The 23,268-nt window shown below is 49.2% G+C and carries 28 protein-coding genes and 1 riboswitch; of the genes, 13 read left to right on the forward strand and 15 right to left on the reverse strand.

Annotated features, from left to right (window positions below):
- The first annotated feature begins 201 nt into the window (after positions 1 to 201).
- On the forward strand, positions 202 to 1,035 hold the full coding sequence (gene aroF / locus ACZ50P_RS15435; protein ID WP_464118630.1) for a 3-deoxy-7-phosphoheptulonate synthase: 834 nt from the start codon (positions 202 to 204) through the stop codon (positions 1,033 to 1,035).
- Complete coding sequence (gene ubiE, locus ACZ50P_RS15440; protein WP_464132174.1) at positions 1,025 to 1,741, forward strand: bifunctional demethylmenaquinone methyltransferase/2-methoxy-6-polyprenyl-1,4-benzoquinol methylase UbiE; 717 nt, start codon at positions 1,025 to 1,027, stop codon at positions 1,739 to 1,741. Before aroF ends, ubiE begins: the two co-directional genes overlap by 11 nt.
- Positions 1,742 to 1,796: 55 nt before the next feature.
- Here ubiE and ACZ50P_RS15445 read toward each other — a convergent pair whose 3' ends face one another.
- The 10 genes from ACZ50P_RS15445 to ung all read right to left on the reverse strand — a co-directional run bounded on the left by ACZ50P_RS15445 (position 1,797) and on the right by ung (position 10,767).
- Positions 1,797 to 1,988, reverse strand: coding sequence for a hypothetical protein (locus tag ACZ50P_RS15445; protein ID WP_464132175.1), 192 nt, complete (start codon positions 1,986 to 1,988; stop codon positions 1,797 to 1,799).
- A gap of 58 nt (positions 1,989 to 2,046) precedes the next feature.
- Positions 2,047 to 2,961 carry a hypothetical protein gene (locus tag ACZ50P_RS15450; protein ID WP_464132176.1) on the reverse strand — a complete coding sequence of 305 codons (915 nt, stop codon included), beginning with the start codon at positions 2,959 to 2,961 and terminating at the stop codon, positions 2,047 to 2,049.
- Between the two features lie 190 nt (positions 2,962 to 3,151).
- On the reverse strand, positions 3,152 to 4,051 hold the full coding sequence (locus ACZ50P_RS15455) for a 1,4-dihydroxy-2-naphthoyl-CoA synthase (RefSeq protein WP_464135220.1): 900 nt from the start codon (positions 4,049 to 4,051) through the stop codon (positions 3,152 to 3,154).
- Between the two features lie 9 nt (positions 4,052 to 4,060).
- Positions 4,061 to 5,089 carry a chorismate synthase gene (aroC, locus tag ACZ50P_RS15460; protein ID WP_464132177.1) on the reverse strand — a complete coding sequence of 343 codons (1,029 nt, stop codon included), beginning with the start codon at positions 5,087 to 5,089 and terminating at the stop codon, positions 4,061 to 4,063.
- The gene (locus ACZ50P_RS15465; RefSeq protein WP_464132179.1) at positions 5,086 to 6,906 is read right to left on the reverse strand and encodes a shikimate kinase; all 1,821 of its coding nucleotides are present in this window, start codon (positions 6,904 to 6,906) and stop codon (positions 5,086 to 5,088) included. The genes aroC and ACZ50P_RS15465 overlap by 4 nt, the downstream gene beginning before the upstream one ends.
- A complete protein-coding gene (locus ACZ50P_RS15470) occupies positions 6,903 to 8,078 on the reverse strand; it encodes a 3-phosphoshikimate 1-carboxyvinyltransferase (RefSeq protein ID WP_464132181.1) in 1,176 nt (391 codons plus the stop codon). The genes ACZ50P_RS15465 and ACZ50P_RS15470 overlap by 4 nt, the downstream gene beginning before the upstream one ends.
- Positions 8,071 to 9,123 (reverse strand): 3-dehydroquinate synthase family protein, encoded by a 1,053-nt coding sequence (locus tag ACZ50P_RS15475; RefSeq protein WP_464132183.1) that lies wholly within the window; start codon positions 9,121 to 9,123, stop codon positions 8,071 to 8,073. Before ACZ50P_RS15475 ends, ACZ50P_RS15470 begins: the two co-directional genes overlap by 8 nt.
- On the reverse strand, positions 9,123 to 9,539 hold the full coding sequence (locus tag ACZ50P_RS15480; protein WP_464132184.1) for a sll1863 family stress response protein: 417 nt from the start codon (positions 9,537 to 9,539) through the stop codon (positions 9,123 to 9,125). Before ACZ50P_RS15480 ends, ACZ50P_RS15475 begins: the two co-directional genes overlap by 1 nt.
- Before the next feature lie 42 nt (positions 9,540 to 9,581).
- Entirely contained in the window at positions 9,582 to 9,899 is a 318-nt protein-coding gene (locus ACZ50P_RS15485) for a hypothetical protein (RefSeq protein ID WP_464132186.1), read from the reverse strand.
- Positions 9,900 to 10,068: 169 nt separating this feature from the next.
- Positions 10,069 to 10,767 (reverse strand): uracil-DNA glycosylase, encoded by a 699-nt coding sequence (ung, locus tag ACZ50P_RS15490; protein ID WP_464132188.1) that lies wholly within the window; start codon positions 10,765 to 10,767, stop codon positions 10,069 to 10,071.
- A 151-nt stretch (positions 10,768 to 10,918) separates the two neighbouring features.
- Here ung and ACZ50P_RS15495 point away from each other — a divergent pair, with 151 nt between their 5' ends.
- From ACZ50P_RS15495 to ACZ50P_RS15515, 5 genes are all read left to right on the forward strand, one after another.
- A complete protein-coding gene (locus ACZ50P_RS15495) occupies positions 10,919 to 11,320 on the forward strand; it encodes a hypothetical protein (protein WP_464132190.1) in 402 nt (133 codons plus the stop codon).
- Between the two features lie 29 nt (positions 11,321 to 11,349).
- The gene (locus ACZ50P_RS15500) at positions 11,350 to 12,306 is read left to right on the forward strand and encodes an aldo/keto reductase family protein (RefSeq protein WP_464132191.1); all 957 of its coding nucleotides are present in this window, start codon (positions 11,350 to 11,352) and stop codon (positions 12,304 to 12,306) included.
- 220 nt (positions 12,307 to 12,526) lie between these two features.
- A complete protein-coding gene (locus ACZ50P_RS15505) occupies positions 12,527 to 14,125 on the forward strand; it encodes a HAMP domain-containing methyl-accepting chemotaxis protein (RefSeq protein WP_464132192.1) in 1,599 nt (532 codons plus the stop codon).
- 248 nt (positions 14,126 to 14,373) lie between these two features.
- Positions 14,374 to 14,907, forward strand: a complete 534-nt coding sequence (locus tag ACZ50P_RS15510) for a hypothetical protein (protein WP_464132194.1) — start codon at positions 14,374 to 14,376, stop codon at positions 14,905 to 14,907.
- A 135-nt stretch (positions 14,908 to 15,042) separates the two neighbouring features.
- A riboswitch (purine riboswitch) is annotated at positions 15,043 to 15,140 on the forward strand.
- Positions 15,132 to 16,001 carry an endonuclease I family protein gene (locus tag ACZ50P_RS15515; RefSeq protein WP_464132195.1) on the forward strand — a complete coding sequence of 290 codons (870 nt, stop codon included), beginning with the start codon at positions 15,132 to 15,134 and terminating at the stop codon, positions 15,999 to 16,001. Its footprint overlaps the riboswitch before it by 9 nt.
- Here ACZ50P_RS15515 and ACZ50P_RS15520 read toward each other — a convergent pair.
- Complete coding sequence (locus ACZ50P_RS15520; RefSeq protein WP_464132197.1) at positions 15,998 to 16,885, reverse strand: M14 family zinc carboxypeptidase; 888 nt, start codon at positions 16,883 to 16,885, stop codon at positions 15,998 to 16,000. The two genes, ACZ50P_RS15515 and ACZ50P_RS15520, sit on opposite strands and share 4 nt — an antisense overlap.
- A 168-nt stretch (positions 16,886 to 17,053) precedes the next feature.
- Between ACZ50P_RS15520 and ACZ50P_RS15525 the strand changes: the two genes are divergently transcribed.
- The 6 genes from ACZ50P_RS15525 (at position 17,054) to ACZ50P_RS15550 (ending at position 20,419) form a co-directional block, all read left to right on the forward strand.
- Positions 17,054 to 17,275, forward strand: coding sequence for a hypothetical protein (locus ACZ50P_RS15525; protein WP_464132198.1), 222 nt, complete (start codon positions 17,054 to 17,056; stop codon positions 17,273 to 17,275).
- A gap of 108 nt (positions 17,276 to 17,383) precedes the next feature.
- Positions 17,384 to 17,728, forward strand: coding sequence for a hypothetical protein (locus tag ACZ50P_RS15530; protein WP_464132200.1), 345 nt, complete (start codon positions 17,384 to 17,386; stop codon positions 17,726 to 17,728).
- Between the two features lie 60 nt (positions 17,729 to 17,788).
- Positions 17,789 to 18,457: a hypothetical protein gene (locus ACZ50P_RS15535; protein WP_464132201.1), complete on the forward strand. Its 669-nt coding sequence runs from the start codon at positions 17,789 to 17,791 to the stop codon at positions 18,455 to 18,457.
- Between the two features lie 121 nt (positions 18,458 to 18,578).
- Positions 18,579 to 19,295 carry a transcriptional repressor LexA gene (gene lexA, locus ACZ50P_RS15540; RefSeq protein WP_464132202.1) on the forward strand — a complete coding sequence of 239 codons (717 nt, stop codon included), beginning with the start codon at positions 18,579 to 18,581 and terminating at the stop codon, positions 19,293 to 19,295.
- Between the two features lie 158 nt (positions 19,296 to 19,453).
- Positions 19,454 to 19,852: a hypothetical protein gene (locus tag ACZ50P_RS15545; protein ID WP_464132204.1), complete on the forward strand. Its 399-nt coding sequence runs from the start codon at positions 19,454 to 19,456 to the stop codon at positions 19,850 to 19,852.
- Positions 19,853 to 19,921: 69 nt separating this feature from the next.
- Positions 19,922 to 20,419, forward strand: coding sequence for a GAF domain-containing protein (locus ACZ50P_RS15550; protein ID WP_464132206.1), 498 nt, complete (start codon positions 19,922 to 19,924; stop codon positions 20,417 to 20,419).
- A 115-nt stretch (positions 20,420 to 20,534) separates the two neighbouring features.
- On the opposite strand, the gene ACZ50P_RS15555 is transcribed toward ACZ50P_RS15550, so the two are convergent.
- From ACZ50P_RS15555 to ACZ50P_RS15570, 4 genes are all read right to left on the reverse strand, one after another.
- Positions 20,535 to 20,978: a hypothetical protein gene (locus ACZ50P_RS15555; RefSeq protein ID WP_464132207.1), complete on the reverse strand. Its 444-nt coding sequence runs from the start codon at positions 20,976 to 20,978 to the stop codon at positions 20,535 to 20,537.
- Between the two features lie 336 nt (positions 20,979 to 21,314).
- Entirely contained in the window at positions 21,315 to 21,683 is a 369-nt protein-coding gene (locus ACZ50P_RS15560; protein WP_262552809.1) for a TraR/DksA family transcriptional regulator, read from the reverse strand.
- Between the two features lie 472 nt (positions 21,684 to 22,155).
- Positions 22,156 to 22,500 carry a hypothetical protein gene (locus ACZ50P_RS15565; protein WP_464118655.1) on the reverse strand — a complete coding sequence of 115 codons (345 nt, stop codon included), beginning with the start codon at positions 22,498 to 22,500 and terminating at the stop codon, positions 22,156 to 22,158.
- Positions 22,501 to 22,591: 91 nt separating this feature from the next.
- Positions 22,592 to 23,200 (reverse strand): TetR/AcrR family transcriptional regulator, encoded by a 609-nt coding sequence (locus ACZ50P_RS15570; protein ID WP_464118656.1) that lies wholly within the window; start codon positions 23,198 to 23,200, stop codon positions 22,592 to 22,594.
- Between the last annotated feature and the right edge of the window lie 68 nt (positions 23,201 to 23,268).

Raw genomic sequence — 23,268 nt, forward strand, 5'->3', positions numbered from 1 at the left:
CGACACTATCCGGGCTCTTTGCCGCTCTGAATGGGCCTTCAATGAGAATCCATTGGTTTCTATGTCGCAAGAGGGCCCCTGCCTCCAAAAAGTTTGTAATGCCTTCCAGCGTTATGCTATTCTGCCGTTCCACAAAAGGACCCTCTTTTTACGACTTTCAAGTTGTTAAAACGTTAACCAGGGTGAGAAGAAGTTCGTATTATGGAAACGCTAACTATGCAAACAAGTCCCTCAACCCAAATCGTCAATGTTGGCGGTTTTTCTATCGGGGGTCCTCAATTCACTGTGATCGCCGGCCCATGCTCCATCGAGAGTCATGCCCAATTCCTGGAAACTGCTTCCGGAGTTAAAGCCGCAGGCGCGCACTTGCTTCGTGGTGGTATCTGGAAAATGCGCACCTCTTCCAAAGCCTTCCAAGGCCTGGGTTCCGGATCCTTCGACATCGTGAAATCCGTTTGCAAAGAACTGAACATGAGCTTGGTGTCTGAAGTCACCGACGTCAGACAAATCGAAGAAATCTATGACCTGGTTGAATGTTTCCAGGTGGGTTCGCGCAGCATGCAGAACTACGAACTTCTGAAGGAACTGGGTCGCCAGAAAAAGCCTGTGCTTTTGAAGCGTGGCCTGGCTGCTTACATCGAAGAATGGATCAAAGCCGCTGAATACATCACCAATGGCGGAAACCAGAACGTGATTCTGTGTGAACGTGGCATTCGCACTTTTGAAACTGCCACTCGCAACACTTTGGATCTAAATGCCGTGGCGTTTGCGAAAAGAAACACCAACCTTCCCGTGATCGTCGATCCGTCCCATGCCGTGGGCATCCGCGCCCTGGTTCCGGATCTGGCTTACGCGGCGGCCGCTGTCGGCGCTGACGGTATCATCGTGGAAGTTCACCCGCGCCCCGAGGAAGCTCTTTCCGACGGCATGCAGGCCCTGACTTTGAATGACTTCCAGATGATGATGCGCAAACTGGATAAGATCCTGACTGCGATTGACCGCCCTCTTCACAAGGTGACCGCTCATGCACACTAATCAAAAGCACTCTCCAAATCCTGAAATCATCCGCTCTATGTTTTCAAAAGTGGCGGCGAACTATGACAAGGGCAACAATGTCCTTTCCATGGGGATTCACCACTTGTGGAGAAAAAAACTGGTCAAATACAGCGGCGCCAAAGCTGGCCAACAGGTTTTGGACTGTGCGACTGGCACGGGTGACCTGGCAATTGAGTTCAAGAAGACGGTGGGAACCGGGGCTGTGATCGGCACAGACTTCTGCCCTGAGATGATGATTCCAGCACCGGGTAAAGCGCAAGAACGTGGTCTGGACATCAAGTTTGAACAAGCCGATGTGACGCAACTTCAGTACGCGGATAATAGCTTTGATATTTGCAGCATCTCTTTTGGTATCCGCAACGTCGGTGACCCGGTGAAAGCACTCAAAGAAATGGCCCGCGTGACTCGCCCTGGTGGTAAGGTCATGGTCTTGGAGTTCGGCCAGGTCAGCGTTCCTGTTTTCGGGGCGCTTTACAACTTCTACTCCCAGAACATTCTGCCTAAAATTGGCGGCCTGGTAACGGGTCAGAAGGAAGCTTACGAGTATCTGCAAAAATCCTCTGCAGCCTTCCCGTGCAAAGAAGGTTTCCTGGAGCTGATGAAAGAAAGCGGTGCTTATTCTGATATGGAATACATCTCTTTGACTGGTGGAATTGCCTACATCTACAAAGGCACTGTGAAGTAGTTCTTTGATAAAGACATTTGAGAAAACAAAAAAGACTCCGTTAGGGAGTCTTTTTTTATGCCAACATTCGTCGCTGATCCAGCCGTGGCCCCACATGAGGGGCCTGACCGTTTTGTCTTAGTATCTCATCATAACGCATGACCTGAGGCTGTGGAGGCGTTGGGTCCGGGATATACTTCTTCGTCGGGCATCCCCAGAATGCCAAGCCTACAGCCGCCAGCAATACGAAGAAGAGAACGAATTTCATGCCTCTATTGTCTCTCTGCGAGCCTAATAGAGGCAGATGTTTTCAGACACTGGATGACTTACTTAAGGCCAGCCTTAGTAACAGTCTCAACGGTACCAGCCAGACACAATGTTTTACCACTCACACTGCCTGCCGTATCACCGCTAGCATATTTGAGGGACACATTTATCCCTTCGATACATTCAGTCGACTCATTTACAGAACCATCAGTTCCAATCACCTGAAGTGTAACAAGTCCTTTACCTTCAGAGTAATACTGAACATAGCCCGACAAGGAAATAACACCTACTTCATCCGAAGCGAAAGTTAACCAAAATGCAGAGTATTCATGTGCCTCTTCTTTAGATTTGTCATAACCACCCTCTTTTGAATTGATCATCAGAGTCCCTTTTGCCATATCTAAAGTCGATTTGAATGAGAAATAGTACTGACCATCTGTAGCACCACTGGCATTCTTCGTAATCATGTTACTGGAGTATGCAATACTAGCATCCGCCCAGAATGTTGTAGTATCTGTATCCTTGGACTGAAGGCTGGCAGTCATATAAGAGGTTCCTACTCCCTCTTCCGACTTAGTTACTTCACAATTGGTAGCCTTAACAGAAGCATCATCCAAGAAACGATCGTGATCTGCATCAATATCCCAACCTTCATTTGCTGTGATACAGCTTTCTCCTGCACGCACAGAGGATAAAACCTTCAAAGCAGGGGACATACCCGTCGTAGGAAGCTCAAAATCATCAACCATATTCTGCACAGCTACCTGAGTAGCCGCTTCGTCAACGGTGCCTAGAATCGTACCCAACTCCGATGCAGTACCACTGGCTTTAGTTGGTGGATTTGTGATAGTCGGCGTCGGGTTCGCAACATCACCGCTGTTGCTGCCTCCGCCTCCGCCGCCGCCACCGCCGGAGCAGGCTGCGAGTGTGAGTACCAATGCTGAGAATAGAATCTTCATCCCTGTAGATTTCATTTTGTGGCTCCTTGCCATTTTTGTTTTGTGATCAAACACAGATTACAAGAATTAATAGCAACCCTCGTATTCAAGAAAATCTCAAATAAGGTCTAGTTGAGTGACATGAAGCTCGACGAAGTTCCTGTGAACAAAAAAAGGAGGATATCTGTCCTCCTTTTTCGAAGCGTATATTCTGTTATTGCTGAATCTAGTAGTGCCAAGGGAACTTGGAGAAGTCCTTCGGACGCTTTTCCACGAAGGAATTACGCCCCTCCACAGCTTCTTCCGTCCCGTAAGCCAGACGAGTCGCCTCGCCCGCAAAGAGCTGCTGACCGACCAAGCCGTCATCAATCATATTGAAACCGTACTTCAACATGCGCATCGCTGTCGGACTCTTGGAGTTCATTTCATAAGCCCATTCCAATGCGACCTTTTCCAGATCCTTGTGCGGAACCACCGCATTCACCATGCCCATATCGAAGGCTTCTTGGGCAGAATAGTTGCGTCCCAGGAAGAAGATTTCACGCGCACGCTTTTGCCCCACCATGCGAGCCAGATACGCAGAACCATAACCACTGTCGAAGCTGGCCACGTCTGGATCTGTTTGTTTGAAGATGGCATGTTCCTGACTGGCGATCGTCATATCGCACACGACATGCAAAGAATGACCACCACCCACAGCCCAACCAGGAACCACGGCCATAACCACTTTAGGCATGAAACGAATCAAGCGCTGAACTTCCAGAATGTGCAAACGCCCCAGACGAGCCAGATCCATTTTTCCTTGAGCTTCTTTTTCTTCGTACTTGTAACCGTCCTTACCACGAATGCGCTGATCACCACCGGAACAGAACGCCCAACCACCATCTTTCGGTGAAGGTCCGTTACCTGTAATCAAAACCACACCCACGTCCGCCGTGATGCGTGCGTGCTCAAGAGCCGTGTAAAGCTCGTCCACCGTTTGCGGGCGGAAGGCATTACGAACTTCAGGACGATTGAAGGCAATACGCACAGTCCCCTGATCTTTAGCGCGGTGATAAGTGATATCTTGGAACTTAAAACCAGGAACTTCTGTCCACCATTCGGGATTGAAAATATCTGAAACCATCATTACCTCTTATATTCTGTCTGTTCTAGACCACAAATAGTGATCTGCCAACACCAGCCATGTCATCGCCTCTAAAACCGGAATCGCCCGGGTCACGATGCACGGATCATGTCGACCTTTCTTAGCCACATCCAGGATAGAACTGGTGGGCTTGAAAGACACGCGCAACAAAATGCTTTCACCGGTGGAAATCCCACCCCGGATGCCCCCATACTGTGAACCTGCGCTGTTTTGATGAAACTCGGTCCCCTTCACCTCGGAGGCCTCAAAGCCCAGACCCAACTCAAAGCCATTGGTTGCACCGACACTTAGAAAGGCCATAGCCAAATCAGACTTCAGCTTATGAAAAACAGGCTGACCCAAGTAGGCCGGCGGATTCTGTATCAGAATTTCAGCAACACCGCCGTGGCTTTCGCCGTTTTCCTGGGCTTTTTTTAGAAGCTCTCCCACTTCGGCATCTCGGTCCGACGGAAAGCGAGCCTGGAAGGAATCTATGTCTTTTTTCTGAACCTCGGCGCGTTCCGCTGATGTCAGGGTGATCGGACCGATCTGAGAAGCGTAGCCGATCACTTGGGTCGGCGCACTGACATGTTTCAACATCATCTGCGCCACGGCCCCTGCCATCACACGCGACACTGTTTCCCGCCCTGAGGAGCGCCCGCCACCACGGTGGTCGCTATGGCCGAACTTCTGCTTCCACATATCATCCGCATGCCCCGCACGCGGAGAAGTCTTGATCACACCGTAGTCCTGAGAACGCGCATCCTGATTGCGCACAATGATCGCCATCGGAGTTCCCAAAGTCTTTCCCTCAAAGACCCCGCTTAACACTTCAGGCAAATCCCCTTCCTGACGACCAGACACAATCTGACCTGAACCGTGATTCCCGGGACGACGACGCTCCAGTTCTTTGCGCAACAAAGCTTCGTCAAATTCAACACCGGCGGGGCACCCATCAATCACCACACCCAGAGCTGTCCCGTGACTTTCACCAAATGTCGTTATCGTAAAGCGAGACCCGAACTGACTTGCACTCATGATTTTTCCTCAAGCTTTCGCCAAAATGCTCTTTGTCCTTGAGCCTGCGCTGTGAACATCACCAAACCAGATTGATAATTAGCCCCACAGCGCTGGGCGTACTCGCGCCCCATTGAATCTTCTTTATAATTTAAATCAAACACCATCGCAGGACTCCAACCGGCCGGAGGCAGCTGGGTTTCTGCGGATCTCGGGGCGGCCCAGATCACGATCTTAGGCTTCAGCTCCGCGGAAGCTTCCGAACACGCTCTGGGCTGTCCACTGCGCGATGAAAAATAAGTCGCATGGGGCAGGGCCTTTTCAATCATCTCCAGCACTCCGCCACCGCCCCAGACAAAGATTTCCTTCTGCAAAGGCGCAATCATACCTACGCCCTCGATCAGTTCCATAAAGCCCTGATCATCAGTGGACGTGCCTATCCAACGATGGGCCTTCCGGTCGAGGTATAAGGTATTCACAGCTTTCAGATTTTCATGCTGGCAGCTTTTCGCCGCGTTCTCTTTATGCGGTGATGTCACTGCGGCATGTGAAAGCCCCAGGGCTTGCAAGACCGGGAAAGCCTGATCCCATTCGTCCCGGTAAATCGCCACTGCGAACACCGGCAGATTCATCTTGTAAAAGAAATCAGAATGTTCCATGGGGGTATAGCTGTGCACAACAGGATCCCCCAAAACCGCAGCAAAGGAAGCCGGCCGGCCCGGTGTCATCATCCAAGCCCACAAAGAAGGCTGATCCCCCGCCGTGCCATCCCCTTCTCTCCAGAAGTTCAGCAGTTGTCGCCCCTTTTGCAAACGGCGATACCATTCCCAGCGACCTGTGCGCGACCTCGGCAGATAGCTGCGACGAGACTCATCCTGCGCCTGCCACTGATGCCCGACCCAAAGATCCCCAAAACTTTCCACCAAAGGCGCATACTTCAAATGCGCCACTTGGTTGGCAAAAACCTGCCACAAGTCTTTCAACTTTTCTTCATGCAGGGACAGAATCACTTTCGTACCTGGAACGACTGAAAGCAGAACTTCCGGACTCCCGAGCTCAATTGCCCAGTCCACCCAAGACACTTTTTTTAAAAGCTCCAGCAGGGACTGCTCAGCCGGAAGGTTTTCCCGGGCTGTGCGGAACGAATAGATAAAGTTTTCTGAAGACATTTCGGTCAGAGCTTTTTGGATCTGCTCAAAACTTAGCAGATCATCGCGCAATTCAAAAAGATCCACGCCTTTGCGGGCGAAACGGGTCTTAAAAAGATTCCAGCGCTTTTCAGATTTAAAAATGTCCGGCGTCAAAGTCAGAACGCCAGAAATATCCTGCAGGCTGTGAGTCAGAAGGGCTTTTTCAACTGCCATCGCATGATGGCGATTTTCAAAAAGACCCTCTGGCATCAGATACACTTCATCGGCATGGGCCCGATAGTTTTCCTCGCGTACAACCGCTCTTTTTTGGAATTCTTCCAACGGAGACATCTCAGGATTCAGGCGCGGACGATTCAGAAAAATACGTCCATCCAGATCCGTCTGTCTGCGCACCCACAAAACGCGCACGGCTTCAGGGATGACCGTCAGATCAAATCCCGCCCCCACAACCAGATACATTTCCGTGTGTGGCTTTTGCAGGGTTTCTAAGAATAACTGACGCTCCAGCTCGCGAAAGTAGGCCTCTCCATGCTCCATAAAGAGTTCAGGAATGGTTTTGCCGATTTTCTCTTCAATTAATTCATCCAGATCCACGAACTCAACCGAAGCGTCCCGCAAATAGTTTTGCATACGTTTCATCAACTCGGTTTTTCCCGTTCCGCGGTGCCCAACAACGACAGTGATCATGGTTTGATTCCTATCATGCCCCAGAACTCGGGGAAACTCTTATTGATCGCCTCGGGATGCTCAATCTTGATCTCGTGGCCTTTTAGCTTCATCAAAGTGGCCGCCATCACCATGCGGTGATCTTGATCAGGATTAAAGACAATTCCCTTCTTTAAAACCTGGCCCGGATCTCCGTGAATGATCATGCCGTCTGGCAGAACTTCATGTGCTACACCGAGCTTTTGAAATAGATCCGCCACCTTGGCAATGCGATTGGATTCTTTCGCTGCCAGATGAGGCGCATTGTACAGTTTGGAACTTCCTTGCGCCCAACTGCACAGCACCGCCAAAACCGGGAACAAGTCCGGCGACTGGAACAAGTCACAGTCCGTCGCACGCAGTCCCGCCGAGGAGCTGACGCAAAGACTTTGCTCTTTGAATTCCCAAGCGATGTTCATTCGCTTAAAAATTTCCAGAAACACGACATCCGGCTGAGAACTTCTGATGGGAAAGTTCTCAAGTCTTGCCCCACCGCTTAAAGCCCCGGCCGCCGCCATAGTGAAGGCAGAGCTGAGATCTGATTCCACCCGGTACTCAAGTTTACTGATACGCTGACCGGCCGGGATCAAATACTTATTTCCCTGCACCTGAAATCGCATGCCCAGTTCTTTCAACATCTTTACGGTCAGTTCGAAATAAGATTCAGAAACCTTCTCACCCACCAATTCAAACTCAAGATCAAAATCCAGAAGCCAGGAGTTCAGGATCAACGCCGAAGCATACTGACTGGATTCGGAGGTGTTGACCTTGATGGGTGTGCGTGGACGCTTCCAGCCTTGAGAGGCGATAAATAGCTCACGCCCTTTGACTTGAGTTTGCACGCCCAGCTGAGACAGCAGATCGAAAAGTCCCTGCTGTGGCCTTTGCAGCAAGCGCGCCGTCGCCTCCAGCGTGTGCATTCCCGGCACCCGAGACGCTCGAAGTGCCATAAAACGGAAAGTGGTGCCACCCTCTCCGCAATCAATACGACTGCGTTCGCGGATTCCCTTCAAGCCCTCACGCATAAAGCGAACATCATCGCATTCAGCGTGACCTTGCAAATCCAACACCGGGAAATAGCTTTTTACAATCAAGGCCCGGTTGAAAATGGATTTGGAACCCGGAATCTCTCCGCGAAAGCGATACTCAGTCATACCATTCATCTTCTTTCTGCCGAACAATTTCCATCAGGATTTCGTCCACGGGAACTTCACGAATCACACATTGTCCCGGCTTTTTTAGAAACACAAAACGCAGATCCGAAGAACTTGTTTTCTTTTTATCACTTAGAAGCTGCCTGCGGAAATCCTTCAGAACTGATTCCTTGCTTTGCAACAAACCATCTCGTACAGGTGACAGCAAGTAACCCATCACCGGCGAAAGCATCAGCTTTTCATAGTCTTTCGGAGTGATGATTTTCTTATGCAGACTAAAACGCAAGGCAAAGTCCAAACCGTAATTGATCGCAATCCCGTGCGGAAGTTCATTGAAAGATTCCAGAACATGCCCCACGGTATGCCCCAGATTCAGAACATGCCGATGGCCTGACTTTTCTTCAGGGTCTTTGGCCACTTCCTTGTACTTGGCCTCGATTGACCGGGCCAGATACTTCCACAAAGTATCAGCATGAACTTCGTATTCTTGAGAAAGATCCTTCCACAAAGAACCACCCGATATCAGGGCGATCTTCAGCAGCTCTCCGAATCCTTCAAAGGCCCGAGCTTCGGGCTGGGACATCAAAAGGGCCCTGGAAAGAATGATTTTCTGTGCCGGATAGAATGTCCCAATCTGGTTCTTCGCAGAACCCACATTCAGCGCCGTCTTACCGCCGTGAGCGGAGTCAATAGCCGACAGCCAGGTACTGGGCAGGTGAACCAACCCCACACCTCTTTTAAGGATGCTGGCCACAAAGCCGCCAAAGTCACCCACACTGCCTCCACCTGCCACAACCAACGTCAAACGGCGCGCCGAAGCCCCTTCACAGAGCTGGACGATTCTGGCGATGTGTTCAGGGAACTGATCAACAGATTTTAAAGACTCTCCAGCCTTTACCGGATAACGCAACGGGAACTGTTTCATCCACTTGCGGAAGGCCGCCGATTTCTTGGGAAGAATCTCATCGTGGATCAGTAAAAGCTCGTCTCCCAGATCTGAAAGACGAGGCAGGTCCTTAATAAAGAGCAATGAGCTTTTTTTCATTATTTTTCTTCAGACAAGTGGGCTTTGGCTTTGCCATAGGACTCGGAGATTGCATCCCACGCCTTGCTCATACCAGCTTTCATTTCACCCCAGGCTTTGCCAGAGCTCTTCTTCAGCTTCGCCAAGTCCTTTTTCATTTCCTCTTGTTTCTTCTCCAAAGCCTTGATCTGGTCATTCATTTCCGCCTTGGCTTCGCCGGTTTTCTTGGCGGCTTCCGCCTTCATTTCAGCGATTTCTTTTTTCATGGAATTGAGTTTTGTTTCCATGTCTTTTTGGAACTCTTCTTTTTGTTCTTTGGAATATTCAGCCGCCGCAGATGCAGCTTCCGCTGTTTTCTGTTTCACTTCTTCCGCCGAAGTGGCCAGGGCATGAGACGACAATGAGATAAGAGCAAGAACCAGAACAAGACTGCGCATAAAGATCTCCTTAAAAGATGGAGACCAGTTTACAACGCGGGCTTATTTCACATCAACAATATTGAGCTGACCTTGCTCCGCAGTGACATCCACGGCCTTTTGGGTCTTCAGACTGGACTCGAGTTTTTTCAGTAACTCGGCAAATTGCGGATTGCTTTTGGGAAGATAGTAAGAACCCTGGTGCTTGCTCAACAGCACTTTGACACCATCCTTATCGCTGCGCAGTTTTCTAACCACGTCCGCCACCTTGACGGTTTCAACGCTGGCAATAATTCGAATCGCCGGCCCAGCCTCGGACCTTTCTGTGTGAGAGACCACCAACCCCAGAGACACCATTGCCACCGCCAGAAGCCATCTCATGATACTCTCCTTCAGATTAAAGGTTCTTCTATAATCTTAACCAAGGCACCACCGCATAGCTAGAGCTTTTGCACCTTTGAATCGGTGGAATGACATTTAAATCCTTTGGAAGGTTACCAAAGAAGACCTACACGTACCAGGATGAGAGCATCGGTTTTTGCAATTGAACCTAGGAAGGCTTCGTCAAATCCCAGTCAATTTCACCAAGTCCCTTGGATCTCAGATAGGCATTGGTTTTAGAGAAGGGCTTGGTCCCAAAGAATCCTCGATGCGCTGACAGCGGAGAGGGGTGCACAGATTCCAAGACCAGATGCTTCTTACGGTCCACAAAGGACGCTTTTTTCTGCGCGTAAGAACCCCACAAAATAAATACCAGATTTTCTTTTTCGTCGTTCAGCACATGGATGATCTTATCCGTGAACTCTTCCCAGCCTTTACCCTGGTGAGCCGCCGCTTTGCCATCTTCCACAGTCAGTACCGCATTTAGCAGAAGCACACCCTGCTCAGCCCACTTGGTCAGCGAACCGGTTTGAGGGATGGGGAGCCCCAGATCACTGTGCAGCTCTTTGTAGATATTCTGAAGAGATGGAGGAAAACGAACCCCCTCACGCACTGAGAAGCAAAGGCCATGCGCCTGCCCTGGACCATGATAAGGATCTTGCCCGACGATGACGACCTTCACCTTGTCAAAAGGAGTCAGATTCAAAGCTGCAAAGTATTCATCCCCCCGCGGGTAGATGGTCTTGCCGGCTTTGTACTCAGAAGCCAAAAAACTTTTAAGCCTCTTCATGCGATCCGTTTCGAATTCCAGATGAAGATGCTGCTTCCAAGATGAGTCTAATTTTATTTCGGATTTAATATTTTCCATGATCTCAATCTGACACAAGCCTATGGTCCAGGTTCGGGATTCTAATGCAAACCTATTCGATTTCAAATTATTTTTTGAATGCCAACCTTCTTGACCAGACAAAATTCGACCCCATTGTTACACTATAACTACGAGGAAAAGGAGGCCGCCTATGACGACCCTTCTCAACCCCACCATTGAGCTTATTGAACAAAATCCTGAGGTTAAGTCCTTTATCTACCAGCAGATCGCGGAGTTCGAGCACTTTGTAACTCCACAAACAGTGGTCGCTGTCGTAGCCCGGGACCCAAGAAAACTGGCGCTCCAGTATGAAACAGAAGGTCGCGAGTTTACCAAGGAAGGATTAAAGAAGCTGTACCGCATTGCGATCGTTCTGAACGAAAGCGGCGCGAAGGCCGAGGCTGAAGGCGTTCACGAGGACATCTTTGAAGCAATTCGCATGGCTAAACACAACCTGATGCAAAAGCTGATCGCGATCCAGGACTCTGTGGTCAGTCAACAAGACAGAATCGTCGAAATCAATCATTACTTGCAACATCCGGTTCTTCATTAAGATAATGGGGCTTCTGCAAGGAGGCCCTGATGTTCAATCCTAACATGCCTTATCGCAGCGTTGGCCGTTGCGGCTTAAAAATCGGCGCCTATTCATTGGGCGGCTGGACTACATTTGGTGGCACCGTCAAAGACTTCACTTCTGTGCGCAGCATTCTGCGTGTGGCTTTTGAGGCCGGGATCAATTTTTTCGACATCGCTGACATCTACGCCAAAGGCGAATCCGAGCGCATCATGGGGGGAGCCCTGAAAGACTTCCCTCGCCATGAACTTGTCATTTCCTCAAAAGTTTTTTGGCCGATGAGCGAAGACATCAACGACAAAGGTCTTTCCCGCAAACATATTTTGGAATCCGTGAACAAATCCCTGCAACGTATCGGCACCGATTATCTGGACATCTACTTCTGCCATCGTTATGACCCTGAAACTCCCGTCGAAGAAACTGTGCGCATCATGGACGACTTGATTCATCACGGAAAAATTTTATATTGGGGAACAAGCGAATGGACCGCCGAACAGATTCAGGAAGCCATGGATGTGTGCGATAAAGGCGGCTATTACAAGCCGCAAGTCGAACAACCTCAGTACAATCTTTTGGTGCGCGACAAGTTTGAAACCAACGTGCAGCCCAAAGCGCAGCAACACGGAATGGGTTTAGTGACGTGGTCTCCACTGGCATCAGGAATGCTGACAGGGAAATACGACAAAGGCGTCACTGAAGGTCGCCTGTCACGCATCGACTGGTTGAAAGACACGTTCTACACAGAAAAAAACTGCCAGCGCGTATGGGAACTAAAAAAGATCGCTGACCAGCTAGAGTGCAGTCGCACCCAACTAGCCCTGGCCTGGACGGCCGCGCAAAACGGCGTCAGCAGTGTGATTCTGGGGGCCACCAGCATCGAACAACTGCAAGAAAATCTCGGCGCTCTGAAAGTCGAAATCACTCCTGAGATCGACAAGGATATCAAAAAGATTTTCTCTTACTAAAAGTCTGTCCCGCGACCGTCCTACATTTGTATCGAATACGATGAAACACTCACCTGTTCAAATCTGACAGTGATCCTGGCGGATTTGAATAATATTATTATTCACCTATTAAGTAAACCAACACGACTCCGATAGATGCCCCCGAGTTTACGGCAAAAATACAACTCTGGTTGATTCCGCCGTATTCAATAAAAAAAAGTCATATATAAGGGGCTTCGGTATGTTTGCAAAGTTGAGTTTAAGGGCGAAATTGTTAACAGGGTTTGTGGGGATCTCATTGCTGCTCCTGGTGGTCGGCGGAATCGGCTGGTGGTCCAACAGCAACGTTGTTTCCATCTATAGCGTGATCACAAACCAGAACCTGCCAAATGTACAAGCTCTGGGACGCATTCGCTATCGCGCGCAAGAAGTCAACCGCACCATGCTGCGCGCAGTGATGGCAAAAAACCCCAATGAATACGCTATGTACGAAAAACAGTTCGAAGAGTCTTTACAGATTTATAGCGACTTCACAAAAAAATATCTGGAAACTCCTTTTCTTCCTGGCGAAGAAGCCTTGTTCAATAAAGTCGATGACGTCTGGAAAAAGTACGTGTCAGCCGGAGAACGCGTGTTAAAGCTTGCCGCACATGAAGATCAAAGCGCCCTGGCCCAGAAAGTTTTGGACGAGGAAGTGCGCGATCTTCGCAATGAGCATGTCGCAAGCCTTGATGCACTACTGAAGTTCCACGAAGAAGAAGTCCGCAAATCAAAAGCTTCTGCCGAAGCCACGTCTCGACGCGGGGAAATCCTGGTCATTCTGACTATCTCTATCGGTTTTATCTTTGCTTCTGTGCTAGGTTTCCTGTTCGCCAACTCTTTGGCAGGCACTTTGGGACGCATCAGTGGTGATATTTCGGGTGCTGCAGAACAGACCTCTTCAGCCGGAACACAACTTTCTGCAGCCAGCCAGCAGCTGTCTTCAGGTTCGTCAGAAGCCGCAGCTTCACTTGAGGAAACAGTCGCATCGTTGGAAGAGCTTTCCAGCATGGTAAAACTGAATGCTGATCATGCCAAAGAGGCCAATGCTCTTTCAGCGAAATCACGTGATTCTGCCGAAGAAGGCGAACGCGAGATCAATAAACTTATCGGCGCCATGGAAGACATTGCCAGCGGATCTAAAAAAATCGAGGAGATCATCACAGTCATCGATGATATCGCTTTCCAAACGAACTTGCTGGCTTTAAATGCGGCAGTAGAAGCTGCGCGCGCTGGTGAACAAGGAAAAGGTTTTGCCGTAGTCGCTGAAGCCGTCAGAAACCTGGCACAACGAAGCGCTGCCGCTGCCAAGGACATCAATTCTTTGATCAAAGAGAATGTATCAAAGAGTGAAAACGGTGCACGTGTAGCAAGTCAAAGTGGTACGGTTCTGCATGACATCGTAATGTCCGTGAAAAAAGTGGCCGATCTAAACAGCGAGATCTCCGTCGCCAGCCAGGAACAATCCACAGGGCTTGAACAGATTTCTAAAGCGATGAATCAGTTGGACCAGGCCACCCAAGGCAATGCGGCGTCATCTGAAGAAGTCGCAGCATCCTCTGAAGAAATGTCATCTCAAGCCGTCTTGCTGGCAGATCTTGTGACAGACCTAAGAGTCCTGATAAATGGAGTCGGCGCGACCAAGTCTCGTGAAGCTTCCCGACCAATAAAAAAATCCCAGCCGCCGGTCAAGGCGGCCTTCAAGCCAACGCTGGCGAAGCATCCTAAGAAGGAAGCAGAAGATATCCTGCCTCTTGAGGATTCAAAAGAACGTAAAATCGGAAATGTTTCCGGTTTCTAAACAAGCCGCACACTAAAAGTTGTCGGGATTTTGGAGCTGCCAAAGTCCCGACAGCCTCAATAGCCACGGTGCCCAACCTCTATTCGGTCCCGTATTTTTTTCACCCACATCCCGAAGGCCGTTTATATAGCAGATCTGGGGTTATTTTAACTGGCATACAAGCTGCAATTCCCTGTCGCAAATTCTGCAACAAAAATAACACGAATCGCCCCGATACAGTGTGGGGGCTTTTCTTCGGAGTCCTCTCAATGAAACATCTATTAGTTATCACCTTAGCACTTGTTCCCGCCTCATCCTGGGCGCATGAATGCGAAAAGTTCCTGTCTTCAGGATGGCATTCTGACAAGGGGTATGCCTGCACGGTCGGCGCAGAGGTGCTTCAAGACCGCAAACTGCACCGCCTTGAAGTGTGCATTGGGAATGTTCCCTATCTGGATGGCCAGCGCTATGCTCATGCGGAGCTCAAGTGGATTCCACTTTCTCAATATAACAACCCTTTCAACAAAGACGCCGGAATCAACGACAAGTTCTTTGAGACCTTTTATACGGGCTTGGCCTTCGCGGGTCAGGAGCTGCAAGAGGATTCCAAGAGCTTAAAAATGCAATCTTTCTTCGAAGGCTCTTCCCTGACCTATGATCCCGACATTCGTTCCCAATTGGAACTAGACAAACGCACTCTGAAAGCCCGCCTTGTGGTTCAGTCTCGTGAAGCCGCATTGGTTTTCCAGAACAAATGGGAAACTCGATGGGACCTTCAACTTCAGTGCGAAAAGATCCGCTAATTCCTTCCACAAATGGGGTCGTCCCGACCTCATTTGCGACAATTCTTCTGTTTAAAATCACCATTGCGCCGCACAAATTTGTTTGTAAACGGTTAGTTTTCATTAACTTCTTGCAAGGCGCAGATCTTTTGGAAATAACTTCACTGTGATTTTCCCCGTATATGTTGCGAATAGGGCGCAGCGTTTCTACCAGGCACCTCAAATGCCTGACTATGGAGGTTTTAGTGAAGGCCACTTTGATTTCTCTTCTGGTTCTCGTTACGACACTATGCGGACAGTTGGTATTTGCAGCTCCCGCTTCCAATGAAGTTCCTTATTACGGCGAACAATTCTATCGCGATCTGGGCTCTGGAATCTCTAACGATGATCTAAAAAAGAATATCAATTTTGTTCTTCGCAGTTTCCACCTTCGTGTCAATGGCAGCTACGATCAGATTGTGAACGGCTGCAACGGTCAAAACTGCTATCAGCATGTTTCCCTGGGTTATGATGGCGCCCGCACCTTCCTTCTGGGCAGCTTCTACCTGATCGACCAAGGCAGCGGCGACTATGCCATCAAAGATGTTTACTGTGACAAGATCAGAACTTCAGATGATTTCCGCGGCGGCAACGCTCCTCACCCCGGCACGATTCCAGACGGCAACGTTGTCAACACTGAGCACACCTGGCCACAAAGCCGTTTCTCTGGCCGCCACAACAAAAACATGCAAAAAGCCGACATGCACCACTTGTACCCTACGGACAATGAAATGAACTCCATCCGCGGCAACAATCCATTTGGCGAGGTTGTACAGGATCGAAAGACATTGAAATGCAAAGTCTCCCGCTTCGGCCGAGGGGCTTCCGGCAGTGGGGATGTGTTCGAACCACCGGCAAATCACCGCGGCAACGTGGCTCGTGCCTTGTTCTACTTCTCAGTCCGCTATGACCTTCCAATTGATTCCCGTCAGGAATCCACACTTCGCAAATGGTCCAAAGAAGATCCGATTGATGAAGAAGAGTTAAATCGTAATGATGAGATTCACAAAATGCAGGGAAACAGAAATCCATTCATCGATTTCCCTGGCCTGGAAGATTCAATCAGCGATTTCTAGTGCTCAAGCGCTACCGGTAAAAAGCTAGTTGGAGAGGAGACGTTTGATGTCTCCTCTTTTTTTTTGCCGTTTTCCAGCATCACCAAAGAGCCGATAATATCCTGAAGCTGCTCAAAAGGTGCCAGATTCGGCGGCAGATTCTCTTTTAACTCCATCGTCAACACAGGAGTCTGTCTTTCAACCCACATGTAGCGCCCCAGACTGCCAGGGTAATTCCCCAAAGACTTCCATGGCAGATAATCAAACTTCGGTGGTGGGGACACTTTTGGTCCATCAAAATCAAGCACCTTCAAAGGTGTGTGCACAGAAACGATAAAGTCGGGCTGGAAATCCTCAAGGTGCTTCAGTGCACACTTTGTTTCAGGCTCACTGCCCCCTTGGTTGCCCGGGAAACGACGCGGGTTGGAGTTCGTGGACCGACGCCATGCCGTCAAAGCCCCCGCATCCCAATCTTTTGTTGGGAAGTTGCGATTGATATCGATCTTATTGGCGTTGTAGCGGGTTTTATATTTCACGCCATCAGGATTCAGCATGGGAATCACACGCCAAGAGTTGCGCGGATCTATCCCTTCAAGTCGTTCCATCCAATAACGGCCCACAGTGCCGGCCGGAGTTTCATCCCCGTGGATCAGACTGATGACCAGAACCTTCTTGGCTCCAGTTGCAGATGACATTTTGTCATAGTGATAGATGGGGCGCCCTTCGGCGCTAACACACTGGGAATCAATTTGTACTTTGTCACAAGCTTGCTTAAGGAGTTTGTCATCCCACGCACCAGGAAACTTTTTAAGCTCGTTCATACACTCTTGTTGAAGATTGGGGAACTCGACGGCTTTTGCCCCCAATGACATCAACGTAATCGCGCTCAAGATAAATGCTTTCATAGGCCTCTTCACCACTTAGCTATTATCTCTGGGTCTTTTGATTCTCTCAAGATGAGAAAGTGCCTTTTTTTGAATCAAGGTGAGAATCCTTACAAATTGACTAAAGTCTTGCAGGCTTTCGTCCGTAAAAGAAAGGGTGTGACCATTAGGACTCAGTGTGGAGGCAGTATGATGAATAAGGGCAGTTTTAGTTTCGTAGCGATGCTGGTGATAAATCCCGTAGTGATACTTTTCTATCAGAATTGCTCGATGGCCCCGATCAGCCACGCCAAAAACACCACAACTGTTCCAGTGATCACCCGCCAAGTGGCTTCTGAGTCACAACCCGTGGTGGCTGACATCAAGCCCACCTGCAACGACGAGAAAAAAGAATGCCCACGTAACGAATAAGTATTCGTTACGTGCATATTCGAATTCTTTATATGCCTTTTACTCATCATGGGGGCCTTTGTTAGAACTGTACGTTAAGAAGTAACAGTTCATAACAAGGAGGCTTCTATGAACAACACTTTCGGACTCATTCTCGCCCTTTTCGCTTTTGTGGCTTCTCCTGCCCATGCTTTTCTTGCCCCTCAGGATAAGGCTCAGATCCTTAAAACTTTGAATGAAGAAAACCTGAACCCAGGGGTTCATTTTCAGGACATCCGCTGTTCTTTGCGCAACCGCACTTGCCTTGTGAAGATGGAAATCCAGCAGCAGCGCAAAACAGGCTGCATGATTGAACGCATGACTGATGCCAGCGACCTTTATACGGAACACAGAGATCCGCAGGGGCACTCTCGCATGGCCCTGTCCCCTTACGCAGAGCAAACCTTGGCGGCTTGTTTGGCCGCCCAGCTTTAATAAAGCTGGACTTGCCGTCCCTTCGTCCGCCTCCTAGCCTTTAAGGCTGCAGGAGGTCCCATGCTTAAGTACGTCAGCAGCGCGTTGTTTATTTGCCTTTTCTCTCTGTCTTCAGCTCATGCCACCGATAAAATCAAAATGTATTTCAATAACGAAGAGCTTTCCAAGGTGATCGAGATTTACTCGAAAGCCACTGGCCAGAAGTTCGTTTTGGATCCTGGCGTGCGCGGGAAGATTTCGATCTTCAATCAAGAACCTGTCGAGCTGACCGAGGCCTTCAATCAATTGTCCCTGGCCCTTTCCACCAACGGCTTTGCCATTTCCAAACAGGCCGACGTGATGGTGGTGAAATCTGCACGCAGCATTCAGCGTGACCTGATTGATGTGACGACAGAGGTTCCATCAGTGACACCACAAAGAATGGTGGCGTGGGTCGTTAAACTGAAAAATATTTCTGTCGAGGACGTGATGCGCGAAGTGCGTGTTCTGCCATCCAGGGATGGCGAGATGAATAGCGTTTCTGCCACCAACCAGATCATCTTCACGGATTGGAGCAGCAACATCGTCCGCATCGCAGAAATCCTGAAAGCTCTGGATAAGCCTGTTGATTCGGCGACCAAGAAGTTGATCGACACAGCCCGCAAGGATCGCCATGCCGCCCGTCGCCACAGCGTTCGCGAGGCTCAGGGGCCTGCGGAACCACCTCCAGCACCCCCTAAAGGCCAATAAAAGCCTTTCTGGGCGCGAAAAGGACGAAGGACTGGCCCTTGGGCTGGTCCTTTCTTTTTTTGAAAATAGCCTATTGACTTACATATAATTTACACTGTAAGTTCGTATGTAAGTTATGACGATGAAAACGCCCCTCCCCCCACTGACGCCGAAAGAAAAATCCGTTCTCGAGTTTATCGAGGCGCACATCCTAAGCTCAGGAGTTTCACCGTCGTATCAAGAAATCAAGGATCACTTCGGTCTGGCTTCGTTCAACTCTGTTCAGAACTATCTGAAGCAGCTGACGAATAAGGGATACATTTCCAATCCCCAGAACTTGAAGCGAGCCATTCAGGTGCTTCACTCTGCTTCGGCAGTGCAAGAGCATCTGCAATCGAAATCAGTCTCGACGAAGACAGGATCTCCTCGCACTCAGCTCCTCCAGGCTCGTGATGAGGTCCTGTCACTTCCCCTTCTCGGGAAAGTGGCGGCGGGCCAACCTATCGAAGCCATCAAACACGACGAGTTCGTGGACGTTCCCCCTTCCATGGTCAGAAATCCTTCCAAGTCCTTTGCACTGAAGGTGCAGGGTGATTCCATGATTGAAGACGGGATCTTTGATGAAGACATCATCCTGATTCAGAAACAAGATTCTGCCAACAACGGCGATATCATCGTGGCGACTGTAGATAACGAAGCCACCGTGAAGCGCTTTTATCTGCGTCCCCGCCCGGAAACTGGGGCCGCAGATAAAATGGTGGAGCTACGTCCGTCCAACTCCTCAATGAAATCCATGTGGTACTCCCCGGACGAAGTCTCTATCCGCGGTATCGTCGTGGGTTTAATCCGTAGGTTCTAATATCTGATCTTGTGCCACAACTCGTGGCACCCCCCTTGCTCTTTAGGTCCTCCGAGTAATCCAAATGGGATATACGCGGTCCGGACCAAGAATTCCGGCTCATTTTCTTAAATCAAGTTCTGGATTCTTGGATTTGGGACGGAATAAGGGGTAGTAATATGAAAACAACAATCAAACTTTTGGGCGTTCTGGCAGCAATGATGGCACTTTCTGCATGCGCTGGGGGCAGCGGTGGCGCCGAGGTTCACACAGTGCCCACTCAGAATGTGAGCATGGATTCAGCTGGCAACTGCAGCTTGGATTTTGTTTCTAGGTATAATGATATTGTCCTCGAGGCCAGCCTCCTGAACATGAAAGTTGCCTCTCGCAGTTCTGAGTCCGAAATCATCTCACAAATTCGCGTGGTTCATAACGCCTGCGAACAATTCCTCGCCAAGCACAGCGATGTCTCATGCAAAGCTAAACTGGATTACAAGGAAACGACCATTGAAAGTACAAAGGTCAAAGCAGATTGTGACAAAGTGAAATCCGCTCTAAAAGAATTCGATCGCGGCTAAGTACAGATACTGAGCTGCCCCCTGCGGCAGCTCCTTTAATCAATTCCACTTTTGTGATAACCTTCGTTCATGCATCAATCCAACAGAATCAGCTATGCCAATAAAGCCAAATTTTATTCAGAACTTCTTTCCGAGGCGCAGGGTCTTCGTGAAAATGAATGGTTTGTGAATCTTGCAAATTTCGCTGCGCTGTTGAATCAGCATTTGCCCGACATCAACTGGGTCGGATTCTATTTGTATCACAACAACGAATTACTGCTGAGCTCGTTCCAGGGACTTCCCGCCTGCACCCGCATTGCAATCGGCAAAGGTGTCTGCGGGACTGCGGCGAAGACATTACAAACTCAACTTGTCGCCGATGTGGATCAGTTCCCGGGGCATATCGTGTGTGACAGCGCTTCACGCTCTGAAATTGTGATCCCCCTGATTCATGAAGGGCGGCTTCTGGGAGTATTAGACATCGACTCTCCAAACCTGAATCGCTTCGACCTTGAAGATCAAAAAGGACTGGAGCAGTTTGCAGAGATCCTGATCAAGGGCAGCCAGTGGCCTTCGACTTTTGCCTGAAGATCCGGCGAACCCCGCCTTTAACGCAAATTCACCTTTGCTAAATACCGGAAATAAAAAAACCGCCCTTGAACAGGCGGTTTTTAAGTTCACTCACTAAGATGCAAAAGAAGAACTAGTACCAATCGCTGGGACGCTCTTCGATTGGAGACAATCCAGAGCCTTCAACATAGAGAACCACACTGTTGGACTGCAAAGAGGGATGGAACACCTGAACTGTGCAAGAGCTCCAGTCCGCACCCGGAGTCCAAGCCACTTTCACTTCATAATCTTGTGTAAATGTCTTCGTTGCAGAATCAAATGAGCTGTTCAAAAGGATCACGCGCTGAACATCACAAGTGAAACCGTCTTGCTCAGAGGTCACCACCGCTTTTGGATCAATCAAGTTCAAAGCTTGGTTTTTAACAACCACGCGCAAGGAAACAATGCCATCCTGGCTGGAAGCGCCCACAGCCTCAACCGCCACGGTGCGACCATTTTTAACGTCTACGTATTTATCACTCCAGGCTTGAGCAGAAGATGTGACCAACAATGCCGCCACAACAGAAAGAACTTTCATCGTTTAACTCCTTATTAATGACTTTTGAATGAGGCGCTTATAGCACACCCCACCCTCACCACCAACGCAATGAGTTAACTCATGGTAATTTTACAGGTATTCACAGAACAAACTTGAAAGGTTGATCAAAATAGCCCAGGCGCAAGGCGGAGGCGGCTCCCGCAGCGCGCAGGCGTGCTCCAAGCACGTCGAAGCGAGGACAGCCACCGACAACGCAGTCGAAGGGGCTATTTTCGTCGACCGCCCCCAAAAACAAAGGGGATGCTGCACACTCGTGCCCATCCCCTTTTCCCCTCGAGAAATTCTAAAACTATTATATCGCTGCTAATGCAGAAACTAGCGAGCGTAGCGCTTGTTCATGGATTCGCGAATCTCAGCACCTTCGATGCTTAGGCGAGTCCAAGGAATTGCCAGAAGTCTTTCCGGCTCGATAGGCTCTTCGGTTTCTTCACAGTAACCGAAAGTTCCGCCCTCAATGCGAGCTAGAGCGCTTTCAACTTCCATCAATTGACCACGCATTCTTTCATGCATGCTGAGGAATTCTTGTTCCGCCAGTACACGAACGGTTTGATCCCCTTCGTCCCCGCCTTTTTCCTCATTCTGATCCAAGTTCAAACGAGCTTCTTTCACTCTGTTGAGGATATCTTGCTTCGTTTGCAAAAGTCTGTGTCTGCATTCGCTGACAAGCTTTTCAGAGATAGCCATATTGCCCCCTCGAGTTCCTTCCAGCTTAAGTGCCAATTTGGAACTGACCTATTAAGTTCTACACCTGTAAAATTTGCAAGTAAAAAATCTTACATTAACTTAAAATTAAATAAAGCGTTGTAAACCCTAACGATTCCCTGACTGTGGCCATGGAAGCGCCATAGCGGACGACCGCAGTTTTTCATTCTTAAGTCATCTTCTTACAATTATAACCTGAAGCTTGATTACATCCAGCCTCATAATTGCAACGCGTTATATTCTAGCCTTAGGCTTAAAGAAAAGAAAAGAGCAGGCCCCTGAAGAGCCCCCATTTTCTCAAACTGATTCAGAAAAACTGCGCATCGACACAGGCGGGACCGCCGAAAATCAAAAGAAAAGGCGACCTACTTCAATTCGGTCGCCTTCGAGTTCAGAATGGACTCTCCCCCGAGAAGCCCATCCCACAGGATGTATTTATAAAATAACGTCTTAATTACTTAAGACAGGAAGCCACTCGAGCCAACAAATCCCCCGTGGCGTTGTTGAGCTGAGCAGCCATTTTTTTCCCCTGAACACCGCGCTTGCGGAAGGCTTGGGCGGAATCATCCATATCCTGAGAAACTGACTTGACGGTCGCCCCCTGCGCCGATTTCACAGATACAGAATATTCTTCCATCGAAGATGCGAAAGTTTCGTGATTGCTCACAAGACTTGCCATGATCTGCTGTTGCGCCTTTTGCATGGCTTTCAGTTCCGCTTTCAGCTCAGCACACTGACTTGCAGCCATAGAGTTGGAAGCAAAAAGAAGAACTGCAAAGAAGGAAGCAATCGTTTTCATGTCAGAGCCTTTCGTGTCGATGACTCTGACCTAAAGCAATGAGTTTGCCAGCTGAGATCGGCTTATATTCGATCTCAGGTGACATTTTAGGCTAGGACTTTAGAAATTTTTCAAACTCGTTCTTGGTTTCGCCAGCTGTGTAGGGCAAAAGCAGACGGGCCACGTGGCGTTTACCACGCTCGATACTGCGCTTTCCGGGCTGTTTTTCTGCGGATTCAAAGAACTGCAGGAAGGTGGTCGCCATCGCCAACAGGGATTCAGCGATGTACTGCATTTCAGAGACTTCGGCGATCTTGATCATTTTGCCGTCCTTCACCCATTGGCGGTAAAGGATGACCATCAGCTTCATCATTTTCTGGATATGGTTGCGCCACATCTTCGCCAGCTGCTGATCCTTACGGCGAAGGGCGTACATTTCCCGATGGAAGAAGCGATAGCGCCAGTACAGATCAAAGTTGTCGCTGATGAAGGCCAACGGCGTGTATTTCTTGGTGCGGCTGGGGCGCCAAACATCGTAGGTCTCTTTCGCCATTCTCTTAAACAGCTCAATCAGGATCTCTTCTTTGTTGTCATAGTGAAAATAGAGGTTGCCTGGGCTGATATCCATGGCCTTGGCGATGTGATTGGTCGTGATCGCCACCACACCGCTGCGATTGAAGAGTTCAATGGAGGTAACGAGAATGCGTTCTTTGGTCTTCATGTATATTAGTCTTTAGTCCAAGTCCCCTCGAGAGTCACGCAAGAATGCCCCGAAAAGCGCACCAGAAT

The sequence above is a fragment of the Bdellovibrio sp. CKG001 genome, from assembly GCF_055397465.1.

What these genes read in the sequence shown, in the direction of transcription:
- ACZ50P_RS15555 (WP_464132207.1), bottom strand. Translation starts at nt 20,978, where the DNA reads ATGAAAGTTCTTTCTGTTGTGGCGGCATTGTTGGTCACATCTTCTGCT.
- ACZ50P_RS15545 (WP_464132204.1), top strand. Translation starts at nt 19,454, where the DNA reads ATGAAAACAACAATCAAACTTTTGGGCGTTCTGGCAGCAATGATGGCA.
- ung (WP_464132188.1), bottom strand. Translation starts at nt 10,767, where the DNA reads ATGGAAAATATTAAATCCGAAATAAAATTAGACTCATCTTGGAAGCAG.
- ACZ50P_RS15485 (WP_464132186.1), bottom strand. Translation starts at nt 9,899, where the DNA reads ATGAGATGGCTTCTGGCGGTGGCAATGGTGTCTCTGGGGTTGGTGGTC.
- ACZ50P_RS15455 (WP_464135220.1), bottom strand. Translation starts at nt 4,051, where the DNA reads ATGGTTTCAGATATTTTCAATCCCGAATGGTGGACAGAAGTTCCTGGT.
- ACZ50P_RS15570 (WP_464118656.1), bottom strand. Translation starts at nt 23,200, where the DNA reads ATGAAGACCAAAGAACGCATTCTCGTTACCTCCATTGAACTCTTCAAT.
- ubiE (WP_464132174.1), top strand. Translation starts at nt 1,025, where the DNA reads ATGCACACTAATCAAAAGCACTCTCCAAATCCTGAAATCATCCGCTCT.
- ACZ50P_RS15500 (WP_464132191.1), top strand. Translation starts at nt 11,350, where the DNA reads ATGTTCAATCCTAACATGCCTTATCGCAGCGTTGGCCGTTGCGGCTTA.
- ACZ50P_RS15510 (WP_464132194.1), top strand. Translation starts at nt 14,374, where the DNA reads ATGAAACATCTATTAGTTATCACCTTAGCACTTGTTCCCGCCTCATCC.
- ACZ50P_RS15505 (WP_464132192.1), top strand. Translation starts at nt 12,527, where the DNA reads ATGTTTGCAAAGTTGAGTTTAAGGGCGAAATTGTTAACAGGGTTTGTG.
- ACZ50P_RS15480 (WP_464132184.1), bottom strand. Translation starts at nt 9,539, where the DNA reads ATGCGCAGTCTTGTTCTGGTTCTTGCTCTTATCTCATTGTCGTCTCAT.
- aroF (WP_464118630.1), top strand. Translation starts at nt 202, where the DNA reads ATGGAAACGCTAACTATGCAAACAAGTCCCTCAACCCAAATCGTCAAT.
- ACZ50P_RS15530 (WP_464132200.1), top strand. Translation starts at nt 17,384, where the DNA reads ATGAACAACACTTTCGGACTCATTCTCGCCCTTTTCGCTTTTGTGGCT.
- ACZ50P_RS15520 (WP_464132197.1), bottom strand. Translation starts at nt 16,885, where the DNA reads ATGAAAGCATTTATCTTGAGCGCGATTACGTTGATGTCATTGGGGGCA.
- ACZ50P_RS15465 (WP_464132179.1), bottom strand. Translation starts at nt 6,906, where the DNA reads ATGATCACTGTCGTTGTTGGGCACCGCGGAACGGGAAAAACCGAGTTG.
- ACZ50P_RS15535 (WP_464132201.1), top strand. Translation starts at nt 17,789, where the DNA reads ATGCTTAAGTACGTCAGCAGCGCGTTGTTTATTTGCCTTTTCTCTCTG.
- ACZ50P_RS15450 (WP_464132176.1), bottom strand. Translation starts at nt 2,961, where the DNA reads ATGAAATCTACAGGGATGAAGATTCTATTCTCAGCATTGGTACTCACA.
- ACZ50P_RS15445 (WP_464132175.1), bottom strand. Translation starts at nt 1,988, where the DNA reads ATGAAATTCGTTCTCTTCTTCGTATTGCTGGCGGCTGTAGGCTTGGCA.
- ACZ50P_RS15560 (WP_262552809.1), bottom strand. Translation starts at nt 21,683, where the DNA reads ATGGCTATCTCTGAAAAGCTTGTCAGCGAATGCAGACACAGACTTTTG.
- ACZ50P_RS15475 (WP_464132183.1), bottom strand. Translation starts at nt 9,123, where the DNA reads ATGAAAAAAAGCTCATTGCTCTTTATTAAGGACCTGCCTCGTCTTTCA.
- ACZ50P_RS15525 (WP_464132198.1), top strand. Translation starts at nt 17,054, where the DNA reads ATGATGAATAAGGGCAGTTTTAGTTTCGTAGCGATGCTGGTGATAAAT.
- ACZ50P_RS15495 (WP_464132190.1), top strand. Translation starts at nt 10,919, where the DNA reads ATGACGACCCTTCTCAACCCCACCATTGAGCTTATTGAACAAAATCCT.
- ACZ50P_RS15550 (WP_464132206.1), top strand. Translation starts at nt 19,922, where the DNA reads ATGCATCAATCCAACAGAATCAGCTATGCCAATAAAGCCAAATTTTAT.
- lexA (WP_464132202.1), top strand. Translation starts at nt 18,579, where the DNA reads ATGAAAACGCCCCTCCCCCCACTGACGCCGAAAGAAAAATCCGTTCTC.
- aroC (WP_464132177.1), bottom strand. Translation starts at nt 5,089, where the DNA reads ATGAGTGCAAGTCAGTTCGGGTCTCGCTTTACGATAACGACATTTGGT.
- ACZ50P_RS15565 (WP_464118655.1), bottom strand. Translation starts at nt 22,500, where the DNA reads ATGAAAACGATTGCTTCCTTCTTTGCAGTTCTTCTTTTTGCTTCCAAC.
- ACZ50P_RS15470 (WP_464132181.1), bottom strand. Translation starts at nt 8,078, where the DNA reads ATGACTGAGTATCGCTTTCGCGGAGAGATTCCGGGTTCCAAATCCATT.